Origin of the sequence: Kosakonia sp. SMBL-WEM22 (assembly GCF_014490785.1) — a bacterium.
GTDB lineage: Bacteria > Pseudomonadota > Gammaproteobacteria > Enterobacterales > Enterobacteriaceae > Kosakonia.
On the sequence record NZ_CP051488.1, the window covers coordinates 2,769,100 to 2,782,095 of the forward strand.

Below are 12,996 nucleotides of genomic sequence, written 5' to 3' on the forward strand. Positions count from 1 at the left end.
AATTGTGCTGCTTTTTTTGTGTCGTCGTTATAAAAATCATGTAACCAGTATGCTTGCAAAACCCATGTTGTACCCTATCTGCGGCGTAACCACTTAGCGAGCAGAACATGAAGGTAATTAATAAAAGGAGTGCTCTGAACATATCTTTCCCAGCTACTTGCCGCAACGTATATATGTAACTGATCGATATAACAGGATTATATAGTTTTTGGTATTAAAATCTGCTGTCTGGCTCAGGAGGAAGAAAAATACCCATTGATTTACTGCCAGAAATTTCAAACTTAGCGATTGTCGATGAGCCCCTTTCTTAAGTCAGCAGTTTGAACCAGATGAAAGGGAATATTTAGATGCCCCTTTAAATAAGCGATCCCTTTCGGGATCGCCAGAGGCATATTAAGCTTCTTTGTTTTCCTTGATGTTCCAGCCAGCGCTGGTTTCAGCGCCTTTACCACCGGAAGAGGACTGCTCCCAGTACTGCTGTTTCACTTTCGCAGCCTGGAACGCATAGGTCACACCTACGGTGTCGCCGTTGTCAGCACCGGTGTACTGAACGGAGGTCACCAGCACGTCTTCCAGAGTGATGCGAGCATATTCAACCTGCTGGCCACCTGCTTTGCAGACAGAGAGCTCAACTTTGGTCAGATGCTTGCCGCTGGAGCAGTGCTTCAGGATAGCGGTAGTAGATTTGTCAATGAGTGCATTTACATGCAGGTCGTTGAAATTGACTTTACCGGCACCGCCGCCACCGCCAACACTCATATTCCCTGGCTGTGAAGCACCCCAGGAGAAAGATGTGATATCAGTCCAGCCGGTGTGGTTTGAGTCTTTAGACTCGCCCGTAACTCCATCGACCTTCAGAAACATATCAATAGCCATAATATTTACTCTTCGTTAATGATAAATATTGCTTTCGAAAAAGCGCTTATATGGCAAATGGGTAAGCATGGGGCTGAATAAAACCGTCCATATTTTACCTCTGCCTCTTTACATTCCGAAAAAACGGGTGTTTCTTCAGAAATTCTTTTCTCTGTTACAGAGAAATCTGATCTTTTATCCAGATTATCTGATTGCCATAAATCGGTAACATTCGCATAACCAGATATCTTTACTGTCCGAAATATAGTGGATTACACGTAAAAGCGTTTATCCGGAGCTTGAGCATATTAACATGCCCACCACTCTCACACTCAACTCTTTAGCTATGTATCACGTCGCCCCACCACGCCTGCCCTTTATATATTGTTTTTTGCATCACCAAAAATCTGATGTTTTAAGGTTAGCAAGCAGAATTCTGACCAGCATTCCGTCTAAGGAGGGAATCTTAACCTTCCACCTCTTATATAAAGGCCTTATGTTCTATTTTTTTAACACAAGGAAGAATACCTGCCATCAATTTCATAATCAGTTGCGCTGCAGGTTGCCCGTTTTCCTCGGGTTTCATTCTTGATAGGCTCGAGTAGATATATTCATGTGCGGAGCTGGGAAGTATTTTTTTATAATTACACCACACAGTCCCTTCAGATGCATCCAGCACGCCCAAAAAGTACATATCAGCTTTAATGCGCTCACGTTCGTTGTTTTTGTTATTCCATGCGTTGAAAAAACGCTCTGCGGTAAGCTTAACATCATGCCCGGTTAAAAGCTCAGGATTGCGAGGAAACACGGAAGTATCATCTTCCGGTAAAGACTCAGCCCGAGGATATTCATATATTTTAGTTTCAGCGAGAACCATTACTGGCGCTGCCAGTAAAAAAATGACAGCGGCTGCTTTCAGTTTCATCACAAATCCTTTTGTTTCAAAAAGTTTAGTTGGCACTCAAAACACCCTGATATTTCTTCATTTTTTTCATGAGTGAAAGAGGCTTTTCATCGCTGTATGAAATATTCAAAATTAATTGTCTGTATCATCCTGATTCCAGCTATGTTGCGGATTTTTAACCAACACCTCTTTTGCCAGCTTATCCAGCTCAGGGCTATGATACAAACGCAGGCAATTTAATGTAGCGCCTTTAACGCTTTGCGTACTCTCATTATGGAACTTATTGAGAGTCTTACTAAACTGCTGAATCAAGGCGTTGACTTTTTCATTGCCGTTTTCAATGTCGAATGGTACCCACTCACGCAGCGCATTTGAGCTTCTTGCCGCGTCGAGTGAATATGCAGAGTCAGGTTCAGCAGCCTGAGCAATGCAACGAGCTAAAACCATATCCTTAACAACTTCTGTATAGGGCCTCTCCTTGATAAATGCCATTGGATCCGGTTCTGATTTGGCAAAAGCACTGGAGTGAGCAAGCAGTAAAAACAGAAACAGTTTACTTATAGTCTTGCTCAGAAAACTGATTTCAGGCACAAGAGAAAAAAAGGGATTCTTTGAGGAAGAAAGATGATGGCCTTTATGCTGTTTGTATAAAGGTCTCATTTTTTTACCGTCCCCTTGCATGGTGCCAGTTCAGCCAGGGCATCAATGATTATTTTTGAAGCGCGCTGATTTTCTTTTACTGCGCTAAGGTTTTCAAAATAGGCGTAGAGATTTTCATGCATGGACGAAGGCAGCAGGCGATTATAACCGCACCAGACGCTTCCCTCGGTCGCATCAGCTACTCCCAGAAGATACATATCCGCTTTAATACGTTCGCGCTCATTAGTTTTAGAAAACCATGCGTCAGCAAAACGTTTTGCGCTCATATTGACGTTATAGCCATTCAATAATGCAGGATCGCGCAGCAGATTTGTTGTCGAATCCTCCGGTAATGCATTCGCCTGAGGATATTGATATGTTCTGGTTTCAGCAGCGGATAGCATTGAGAACATAAGCAGGCCGGATGCAATCATCAGATTTATTTTCTTCACAAATCCCTCTGCTACGAAAATTATTTGTTGACCGTAAGCGCGGCGCGCTTACGGTCTTACAGCCTTACGCCTCTTTGGTTTTCAGCGATGGCAGTTTTGAAACCAGACGCAGAGAAACGGTCAGACCTTCCAGCTGGTAGTGCGGACGCAGGAAGAATTTCGCTGCGTAGTAGCCTGGGTTGTCTTCGATCTCCTGCACCTGTACTTCTGCAGCAGCAAGCGGTTTACGCGCTTTGGTCTCCTGAGAGGAGTTTGCCGGGTCACCGTCGACGTAGTTCATCACCCAGTCGTTAAGCCAGCGTTCCATCTCATCACGCTCGCGGAAGGAGCCAATTTTGTCACGTACGATGCACTTCAGATAGTGCGCAAAGCGGCAGCAGGCGAAGAGATACGGCAGACGGGAAGCCAGACGTGCGTTGGCGGTGGCATCAGCGTCGTGGTACTCCATCGGTTTCTGCAGCGACTGAGCACCGATGAAAGCAGCAAAGTCGGAGTTTTTACGATGGATCAGCGGCATAAAGCCGTTTTTCGCCAGTTCCGCTTCACGGCGATCGCTGATTGCAATCTCGGTCGGGCACTTCATATCCACGCCGCCATCATCGCTCGGGAAGGTGTGGCAAGGCAGATTTTCTACCGCACCGCCAGACTCAACGCCGCGGATGGAGGTACACCAGCCATACTCTTTAAAGGAGCGGTTGATGTTGGTCGCCATGGCATAAGCAGCATTCGACCAGGTGTAGTTGTTGTGGTTAGCGCCGTCGGTCTCTTCTTCAAAATCGAAGCTGTCAACCGGGTTGGTACGAATACCGTACGGCAGACGCGCGAGGAAGCGCGGCATAACCAGACCAAGATAACGCGCATCTTCAGACTCACGCAGTGAACGCCACGCGGCATACTCGGTGTTCTGGAAGATCTTTGTCAAATCGCGCGGGTTCGCCAACTCCTGCCACGACTCCATCTGCATCACGCTTGGCGCGGTGCCGGTGATGAACGGGCAGTGCGAGGCCGCACCGATGCGAGCCATTTCACCCAGCAGTTCCACATCCTGCGGGCTGTGGTCGAAGTAGTAGTCGCCAACCAGGCAGCCGAACGGTTCGCCACCGAACTGGCCATACTCTTCTTCGTAGATTTTTTTGAACATCGGGCTCTGATCCCAGCCCACGCCTTTGTAGCGCTTCAGGTTGCGACCCAGTTCCTGCTTGGAGATGCTCATAAAGCGGATTTTCAGCATCTCATCAGTTTCAGTGTTATTCACCAGGTGGCTAAGACCGCGCCAGGCGCTCTCCAGCTTCTGGAAATCTTCGTGGTGAATAATCTGATTGATCTGCTGAGACAGCTTCTCGTCGATACCGGCAATCAGGTTCTGAATGGTGCGATAGGTGTCGGATGAGAAAGTGACGGTATTCTCCAGCGCCTGCTGCGCCAGGGTTTTCACCGCGCTTTCGACCGCTGAGCGCGCCTGATCGGTTTTTGGACGAAACTCTTTATTGAGCAGAGAGCTGAACTCGTCCTGGCTGAAGGACTGGGCACCCTGCTGCAGTTCTTGTTGTTGAGAAGGATTGCTCATCAATTATTCCTCTTTACCTTGCGCGCTCTCGTCACTGTTCGGCAGCTGACTAAGTGATTTCAGCAGAGTTGGATCCTGCAACACTTTTGCAATCAGCTCTTCCGCACCGTTTTTACCGTCCATGTAGGTCAGCAGGTTAGAGAGCTGGGTACGCGCTTCCAGCAGTTTATTCAACGGCTCGACTTTACGGGCAACGGCGTCCGGCAGGAAGTCATCCATGCTTTCGAAAGTTAAATCCACGTTCAGACGGCCATCACCGGTCAGGGTGTTGTCTACGTTAAACGCAACGCGCGGTTTCAGCGCTTTCATACGTTCATCGAAGTTGTCGACGTCGATTTCGAGGAATTTACGCTCTTCAATAGAAGGTAAGTTCTCCACCGGTTTCCCTACCAGATCCGCCATTACGCCCATCACAAACGGAAGCTGGATTTTGCGCTCCGCGCCGTAAACTTCCACGTCGTACTCGATCTGTACGCGCGGCGCACGGTTGCGGGCGATAAATTTCTGACCACTGTTACTCATTGCCATGATGTTCTCCATCGAATATACGCGGTGAAGGTTTGATGACAGGCAACACGCCTGCCGTCATAACGCGGTTTGCGTCACTCCTGACGCCCAAAAATATTTTGTAGCTGATTGACGCCGTCCGGCGCCAGATCGCGAATGATCTCCATAAAATCCAGCTCAATTAATCGCTGCACGCGGTCGATCATTAGCGGTGCGGGGTGGCTCGGCTCATGCTGGGCAAAGTACTGTTTTACCTTCTCCAGCATCAACTGCGCATCCGCACGCGTAGCGACCTGAGCGCTACGCCAGTCGGTCATTGCCGGTAGCGGAACGGCAGCCGTAGGTTGTGCTGCGCTCTGCGTGGGTTGTGGCTCTGATGCCGTCTCCGCCAGCTCATCGGAGCGGGAAGCGCGGCTGACACCTGCGATCATACCCACGGTCTTGAGTAACTGTTCCATTTCTGGCACCCCGCTTTCGCCCAGCTGTTCAAGCAGCCATGTACGGATGGTTTGCAGACGCCCTTCGATTTGGCCGATAGCCTCAATACCAGGCTGACCGCCGCGCGTCAACTCATCAATCAGGCGCACCCGACCACCGGGATAGCCAGCACACTCGGTTTTGCTGCCGTCGAGCAGCGCCTGCGCATCACGCACGATAATCTCATCGCCGTTGCTGCGCAGTAATACGGACTGACGCAGCGTCGTTGTTAGCGATGATTTATCGCTTAACCCGGCCAGCGCATTGATACGATAGAAGGGATCGAACTCGCCGCCATCGGTGAGGGATGGCCAGAGCTGATCCCAATATAATGAAAGAGCCTGACCCAGCAACAGCAACCCATCTGCATAACCTTCAAGGCCACGGCGGCGGGTCCAGGCGTGAGTCAACGCCATCATTACGCGAATATCTTTGGTGCGAGACAGTAAGCCAGTGGCCAGTTTTTCGACGCGAGTCCAGTCGGCAGGTTCAGCCGGAATGATAGTGCTGCCAAACTGCTGCTCGGCTTTGCCAAGGGTTGCCTGCTCCATCGCCAAAAAATCAGCGTCATATTCAAGGTTTTCACCGCACGGCTGCTCCGCAGAAACCGGAGCCAGTAACGTTTCAATAGTCATCCGCAACCTGCTTATTCATCAAACATGGGTGGATAAAGACCGTGACGCCCAGGCCTTGCCCCGCCTGCCGGTTCAAAAAGTAGCGTAAAGAGCTGGCCGGTGAAGTTGCCGCTGTGCACATGCGTGTAGAGCGGATAGCCATCGCTACGGTTGGTCCACCAGAAACTAATCTGACGTTGAGGATCAAAACATTCGGCGGCCTGCTGCCAGCCGATCGATGACTCACCATCACCTTCATAACCAATTACATCAAGAATTTCCGAGCGCGCTTCCGGCTCCGCCAGCTGTACCGGCGGGATAGCAAGTAGCGCCTGGTCTAACTGCTCAGGTGAATAGCCGTTGCGCACAGCATGAAGCATCGTGCGGCCTAGCTGCTGATACCAGTCGCCAGCCTGTGCCAGGTGACGCGGTGACCACTCCAGCGGGTTAATCGCCATTAGCGCACAGAGCGGATACTGGCGGCCAACGCTGTCGCGTCCGGGAAGCAAGCATCCCATCTGAACCTGCTGTCCACCTAACATTGGCGGTACAACGAAATTCCAGATCGGCGCATTGCTGAACTGCCGATCGCTGGCGCGCTGTTCCTCATTTTGCCAGTTCATCAATCCCACCTGAAACCAGTGGGACCATTGACGCTGCAGAGCGTCTGGAAAGCGGCGCTGAAGAAAATCACCCGCACTGGGTAATTTACCATACCAGCTAATTGCAGAAGTCGTAGTCATTAGGCGTTCCTTTGCAGATCAAGGACATGCGAATCGGGGAAGCTGGAACGGATTGCGGATACTGTTTGGCGCAAACTCAAGCGTGACCTGATGCCCGTCAACTGTGAATGTCGCCTGGCGGCTCAGGCTGCTGCTGCCAGCGCTTACGCGCGCTTTATCGAAAAAGCGGTTCAGAGCCCAGGCACCGTTTGTCACCAGTGTTGCCGTTGTACCATTGGCCAGACCCAACTGCATGCGCACCTGGTTAGTGCCACCTGTTCCCGGCCAGCTCACAATTTGAACCGCCTGTGGACCGTGGCTGTAGCGCAGGATCTGTCCATCCACATCCAGCGTCATATTGAGGATAGTGTTATCCATCCGCACTGTGCGCACCGTGGTACGAAAAGAGGGTGTTGCACTGCCATTAGCAAAGAAGGCGTCGCGAATCGACTGCGCCTGCTGGAAGGGCACCAGCACACCTTCACTACCCGGCAGCGTTTTGCCGTCGATACCCGGCATAAAACGCCAGGTGGCCTGCGTGGTATCGACTTTATTGGTCAGGTTATCGCGAAAGAAGACATCCATCAGACCCGTGCCAGGGGCAAACATGCGCGCCAGGTCGTCTGGTGTCACTTCCGCGCTGGCGGATCGCACCAGTGGGTAACGACCAGCAATCGCCTGACGACAAAAGCTTCCCACTTCGACGCTGATACGCTTACGAACATTTTCCATATCGCGGCGTTGCGTATCGCTGCTGGCACCCACCGCCATGTTACTGAACATGGTTTGCAAACCGCCCGGCAAGCGCCCTGCGCTGGCCTGCAGGCGGCTGATCGCTTCGCCTCCTGGGGCTGGCATACCGCTATTGGCTGCATCCTGTACCGCTGTCAGGTAGCGGTAGAGTTCATCAATCTGCTTAAGAAAATCATCAAAGACGATGGTTTTACCGCCCTTCTCCAGCGGCTGTGCCAGTTCATTGATCGGCGCAAAGTGCTCGGTTACGCGCTGTTCAGGCGTCTGATTAGCGGCCGCGTTGCCTGCGGCGCTGTTTTCATGATTGCTGAAGAGCGACTCCAGCATCTGTGTACCGCGATTGCTGCTTTCAGGGCTTTTCTCTTTCCCTGCCGCAGCCGGCTCGTCACGTACCAACGTCAGCTGCTGACTGAGATTCACAACCAGTCGACGCAGCGGTGAGTTATTGCTGGAGAGCACGCGCGCGGTGTTGATGCGCTGGTTGAGATCGGCACTATTGTTTAGCTGAATGTCGCTTAAGAAGCTATCCCAGATAGTAATGAAGTCACGCGCATAGAGCTGGCGTACCGCGTTATCCGTCTGCTCTTTATCTTCCGGCTGCGTGGTTGAACCCAGGACCCAGGCATCATCCTCATGGAGCGAGGCGGTCACCGGCGCGATCTGCGCATTGAAACTGTTCCAGTAACCGTTCGGCGTATAGAGCCCCGGAATGCCATCGTTCACCGGCTTGCCGCTTTTACGTGAGAAGACCAGCTCACTCTGCGGACCACCCAGCGTTGCCAGCGACACCGGCTTAAGGTTTTCATCACGCTCCAGCAGGCGCTTAAGGCGTCCATATACACGCGTTGAAAGCGGCTGCTGGTTAATCAACGCCTGCTCACGGCTGATGAGCGCGTCATCTTTTGCATATGGAGAGGCCTGAATCTGCGGCTCCAGCAGCTGCGTCAGGTGCCACTCCAGCTGGCTCATCTGTGCTTTGGTCACGTTTTGCGGCAGGTTACGTTCCAGGTTGAGCATCACCCATGAGTGCAGGAACTTCCCGTCGTAATGTTTCGGCTGGTAGAGCATCTGATACGCTTTCAGCGCTTCATAGCTGTACTCCACATCGCTGCCGTTATCGTTACGCAGCCAGGTAGTAATGCGCATTGCTACTTCCGGCAGCAGCATCTGCTCCAGCGCTTTTCGGTACAGCGCCTGCGAGGCATCAGAAACATCGTTACCGCGATAAAGCCCCATACGACGAGTAATCGGCGGATGGTTGATGTCGAAATCTTCGCTCTGTGGCAGCTCTGCAAGGCCATTCAGCAGCGGCAGTAAGGCGAAGAGATCGCCCTGCTGACGGTTACGCAGCGCTTTAATCTCCTGATCCAGCGCCGGCACTTTTGCCTGCACTTCATCAAGATAATCTTTATTGTTACCGTAGCTGGTGAACCAGAGCGCGCTGAGAATTACCAGCAGCGCTAACAGCGCGGCATAACCAGACCAGATCACCGCCCTGCTACGCAGCTCCCACCAGCGGTTTTGCCCGGCGATACCCGCTTCCTGGAAGATAACGTTCTGTAGCAGATGCTTAATAAAGAAGCTCTGCCCTTTACCGCCAGGCACCGGCTCATCTTTGCTGACGGAATCCCAGTTTTCACCCGACTTGCCCTGCGGCAGTGAGAGCGCGCGATTGAGCTCACCCATCACACGATCGAATGGCAAACCTTCCTGGGTACCGCTGGCAAAATAGATACCACGTGGCGAGAATTCGGTTTCAAAGTTGGAGCGGGCAAAAATTGTATCCAGATAGTCCGACAGTAGCGGACGCAGCGCGGCAAACTCTTGCGGGAAGAGGAAGCACTCGGCGCGCGCCTGCGGATCGCTTTCCCGCAGCATCGTATCCGGCAGTCCCGCGTCCAGACGCTGTTGCAGCAGGGCGAACTCCTGAATAAAGCTACCCTGCAGATCGAAATCGGCAAGCTTCGCTTTTTCCCACGGGAAGGTGAAGCCCCAGATCTGATCGCGCTGCGCTTTATCAAAACCGGAAAAATAGGCGCGGAAGCCTTTAAGCAAGTCGGCTTTAGTTACCAGCACGTATACCGGGAAACGAATGCCCAGCTGTTCATGTAACTCAGTCAGTCGTTTACGCAGATTAAGCGCCTGCTCGCGCGAAGCCTCGGCGGATTGAGTCAGCAGATCGGCAATGCTGATGGTAATAATTACACCGTTAATGGGCTGACGACGACGATATTTCTGCAGCAATCCAAGGAATTTATTCCACTCGCTGGCGTCCTGAACCTGTTCACTTTCCTGGGTGGTATAACGACCGGCGGTATCCAACAGGACGGCCTCGTTGGTAAACCACCAGTCGCAGTTGCGTGTTCCGCCAATGCCACGCAGCGCAGTTTTACCGAAACGGTCAGCGAGCGGAAATTGCAGGCCGGAGTTCACAAGCGCAGTGGTTTTACCGGAGCCTGGCGCGCCGATAATTACATACCATGGCAGCTGATAGAGGTACTGAGTGCTGAAACGCTGCGTCCAGAGGCCTCGCTGGCCTGGCTGGTTGAAGTGCGCTTTTTTCAGTACCTGTGCCGCCTCTTCGAAGCGGTCGTTCAGGACCTGATCGTCGCTGGTCAGACGTTGACGCTCTGCGGGATCTTTCGCCTCTTCACTTTTGAGGTTGTCCATCAGCTTGCGATTGAGCCACGCATTATAGAGGCGAGGCACAATATGGCTATGAACCCAAATCAGGTACATCACCGCAATGGCGATCATGCGGTTTTGCTCAGACTCCAGCGGACGAGAGTCGACAACCGACAGTAGCGGCCCGATCATCCAGATAACCGCAGCGAGACCGGTGACGCCAAGGAAACCCCACAAAATGCGGTTAGTCAGCAATGAAAGCAACATATTCATCCATTAGTTTCCTTGCGGCAGTCCGTTCAGCTCGGCGGCCGTATTTTCAGGCGACACAAGCAAGGTGATTTCGACACGGCGGTTACGCGCGCGGTTCTCGGCCGAATTATTCGGCGCAACAGGATCCATCTCCCCTCGCCCTTCGGCTTTCACGCGCTCCGGCTGCGAAAGGTGTTTTTGCAACAGCGACTGCACCGAGCGCGCACGCTCCAGAGAGAGTTCATAGTTAGAGGCGAAACGTGCGCTGCGAATCGGTACGTTATCGCTAAAGCCGACCACCAGGATCTTACCGCTGACATTGTTCATTGCCTGCGCGACACGGTCGATAACCGGCTCGTAGCTATCGCGAGCGACAGTCGAGGCTGAGGCAAACAGCCCATCGCCTTTCAGCACCACGACGCTTCGATCGGCCTCATCACGCACCGCCACCAGGCCAGCCTGAATTTCAGGACGCAGGAACTCGCGCAGGTTGAGCACCGGCTGCACATGCTGCGCTGGCTGTTGAACAGAGACTTCCGGCAGCTGCGTCTGGTAGATCTTCGCCAGCACCGGATTGGTGTTGTCGCCCAGTCGCCAGTTGAGCACGATGTAGAAGAGGCAGGCGAGGAAACCGGCAAGGCCAGCGCACGCCCATAATGGGATTACCGGACGCCAGAGCTTGCGCATCACTGGCTGATCTTCCGGATGCGGCGAGAGCGGCGGCGGGTAGTTGCCCCGCACGCCACGGATCATTTGCCATAAACGCTGCTTGATGGTTTCAAGCTGCGTACGACCATTGTCCATTACGCGGTAACGCCCTTCAAAACCTAGCAGCAGGCAGAAGTTGATTAACTCCAGCAGCGCGATATGTTCGCGCGGATTTTGCGACAGACGTGCCAGCAGCTGGAAGAATTTCTCCCCGCCCCATGTTTCGTTATGAAACGTAACCAGCAGGCCGCTACCGGACCACACGCCGCGGCTTCCCCAAGGCGTGAGCGCGGCAGCTTCGTCCAGCGCGGTGCAAAGGCAGTAGCGTGCGCCCACGATGACTTCGTACGCCAGACCGGATTGCTGACAACGTACTTCGAAACGGCGAATTTCATCTATCAGGTGCTGACGAAGCCCACTTTGATCGTTATGAGAGACCGAATAGCGGATCTGCGGTATTGCGTTGAGCAGCGGGTTTGCGGCCGCAACCAACGGATTATTACCACTTGCTCCTGCCAGGACGGCATCGCTGCCGGAGGCGTGTTGTTGCTGCATAGTGTGCGCTCGCTGTGTTATTCCGTCGGGCTACGGATGGCCCAAAATTCCATATCAAGACCGGGGAATTCGCCTGCCAGGTGCAGTGCGAATGCGCCCGATTTTTCCATTTCGTTCCAGAGCTCGCCGCCCTTTTCCAGTTCAAAATAGTTATAACCGGCGTGCCATGGAATTTGCGGCGGTGCAACAGGCATGCTGCGCAGCTTCATGCCGGGTAGCTGGAGCTGCACCAGGTCGCGAATTTTGGTCACCGGCGCGACTTTCATCTGCGCCGGGAAGTGGGTTTGCAGGATTTCGCCCGGCACGCTGGCCTTCACCGCCAGCACGAAACCAAACTCGCGCGCCATGGTGGTGGTTGGCAGCGTGGCGATGTTCAGCCCATGGGTGCGCTCGGTAAGCGGCAGCTGGATGGCATGCTCTTCCATAACCAGTGACAGCCCCTGGCGCAGCATAAGCTGCAGTTTGCTGAAGCAACCGGCAAGATCGTCATGGTTATAAATCGGTAGCGTCTCTTCCGGCGAACGCGCCGCGGTCCAGGTGGTGAGCTCGGTGGCAAACGCCAGCCAGCTGCGCCATAACTCTTCCGGGTGGATCATCGGCAGCGATTTCAGGTGCGACATCTGACCAACATGATGGTTAATAAGCGCCAGTAGCGAGAACTCCACCATTTCAGAAGTGTTAAAACGCCCCGGCTGGCGCAGACGCTGGCCAATCTGCTGGCTGCGTTGCATCAGCAGGCTCTGCAGGTCGTTCATCACAGCGTAGAGCGAAGGGTTGTTAACGGCGTTCAACATGGGGGGAATGTAGCGATTGTCGATGCGTACCTGGTTATCGTTACGCTTTTCCAGCACATGCGTCACGCCAATTGCTGTCCATTCCGCGCTGAGGTCCTTCTCAAGCATCAGCTTCAGACGCAGGCGTCCAAATTGCACCGCCGCCGGACCAACGGACATAGCGTTGTCATCATCGACTTCGCTCTCCCAGGTGATGTAGCGCGCCAGCGAATCTTTCTCTTCGCTGAAAATCACTTCATCACGGCCGCCTCGACGAGCCGGCAGCGCCAACACGACGCGTTCGTTGGTGAGATTATCCGGGATCACCAGTGGGGTGGGTGCCTGCCGCGCATCGTTGAAGGAGAAGAAAGTGCCGTCTGGCAGTAAGCCGCTTGCGTAACTGACGGCAATGCATCCCTGGCGAAGCATCGCGTCGTCCAGTTCGATATCCAGGTATCCCCAAAGATAGGGGCGCTGCAAGGTTCCCCACTCGCGAATATGGTGTTGAAGATAGCTTTCCGCGCGTTGAAAATGGTGAGGCCGCAGAAACATACCTTCGGTCCAGACGACCTTTTCTGCTTTATTCATACTGT

Annotated in this window: 11 protein-coding genes; all 11 read right to left on the minus strand. The window is 53.1% G+C overall.

Annotated elements, in window-relative coordinates; genetic code table 11:
* Nucleotides 1-393 precede the first annotated feature (393 nt).
* Complete coding sequence (locus HF650_RS13135; protein ID WP_023480099.1) at nucleotides 394-876, minus strand: type VI secretion system tube protein Hcp; 483 nt, start codon at nucleotides 874-876, stop codon at nucleotides 394-396.
* A gap of 460 nt (nucleotides 877-1,336) precedes the next feature.
* The gene (locus tag HF650_RS13140) at nucleotides 1,337-1,816 is read right to left on the minus strand and encodes a Rap1a/Tai family immunity protein (protein WP_223284158.1); all 480 of its coding nucleotides are present in this window, start codon (nucleotides 1,814-1,816) and stop codon (nucleotides 1,337-1,339) included.
* Between the two features lie 75 nt (nucleotides 1,817-1,891).
* A complete protein-coding gene (locus HF650_RS13145; RefSeq protein WP_187799056.1) occupies nucleotides 1,892-2,419 on the minus strand; it encodes a T6SS amidase immunity protein Tai4 family protein in 528 nt (175 codons plus the stop codon).
* Nucleotides 2,416-2,850 carry a Rap1a/Tai family immunity protein gene (locus HF650_RS13150; RefSeq protein WP_223284159.1) on the minus strand — a complete coding sequence of 145 codons (435 nt, stop codon included), beginning with the start codon at nucleotides 2,848-2,850 and terminating at the stop codon, nucleotides 2,416-2,418. The genes HF650_RS13145 and HF650_RS13150 overlap by 4 nt, the downstream gene beginning before the upstream one ends.
* 64 nt (nucleotides 2,851-2,914) lie before the next feature.
* Complete coding sequence (gene tssC, locus HF650_RS13155) at nucleotides 2,915-4,417, minus strand: type VI secretion system contractile sheath large subunit (protein ID WP_187799057.1); 1,503 nt, start codon at nucleotides 4,415-4,417, stop codon at nucleotides 2,915-2,917.
* A gap of 3 nt (nucleotides 4,418-4,420) precedes the next feature.
* Entirely contained in the window at nucleotides 4,421-4,945 is a 525-nt protein-coding gene (gene tssB / locus HF650_RS13160) for a type VI secretion system contractile sheath small subunit (RefSeq protein ID WP_187799058.1), read from the minus strand.
* 74 nt (nucleotides 4,946-5,019) lie between these two features.
* The gene (gene tssA, locus HF650_RS13165; protein WP_187799059.1) at nucleotides 5,020-6,036 is read right to left on the minus strand and encodes a type VI secretion system protein TssA; all 1,017 of its coding nucleotides are present in this window, start codon (nucleotides 6,034-6,036) and stop codon (nucleotides 5,020-5,022) included.
* An 11-nt stretch (nucleotides 6,037-6,047) separates the two neighbouring features.
* The gene (tagF, locus tag HF650_RS13170; protein WP_187799060.1) at nucleotides 6,048-6,758 is read right to left on the minus strand and encodes a type VI secretion system-associated protein TagF; all 711 of its coding nucleotides are present in this window, start codon (nucleotides 6,756-6,758) and stop codon (nucleotides 6,048-6,050) included.
* 18 nt (nucleotides 6,759-6,776) lie between these two features.
* Nucleotides 6,777-10,388, minus strand: coding sequence for a type VI secretion system membrane subunit TssM (gene tssM, locus HF650_RS13175; protein ID WP_187799061.1), 3,612 nt, complete (start codon nucleotides 10,386-10,388; stop codon nucleotides 6,777-6,779).
* Between the two features lie 3 nt (nucleotides 10,389-10,391).
* Nucleotides 10,392-11,630 carry a DotU family type VI secretion system protein gene (locus tag HF650_RS13180; protein WP_187799062.1) on the minus strand — a complete coding sequence of 413 codons (1,239 nt, stop codon included), beginning with the start codon at nucleotides 11,628-11,630 and terminating at the stop codon, nucleotides 10,392-10,394.
* A gap of 17 nt (nucleotides 11,631-11,647) precedes the next feature.
* Complete coding sequence (tssK, locus tag HF650_RS13185; RefSeq protein WP_187799063.1) at nucleotides 11,648-12,991, minus strand: type VI secretion system baseplate subunit TssK; 1,344 nt, start codon at nucleotides 12,989-12,991, stop codon at nucleotides 11,648-11,650.
* Nucleotides 12,992-12,996: the final 5 nt, after the last annotated feature.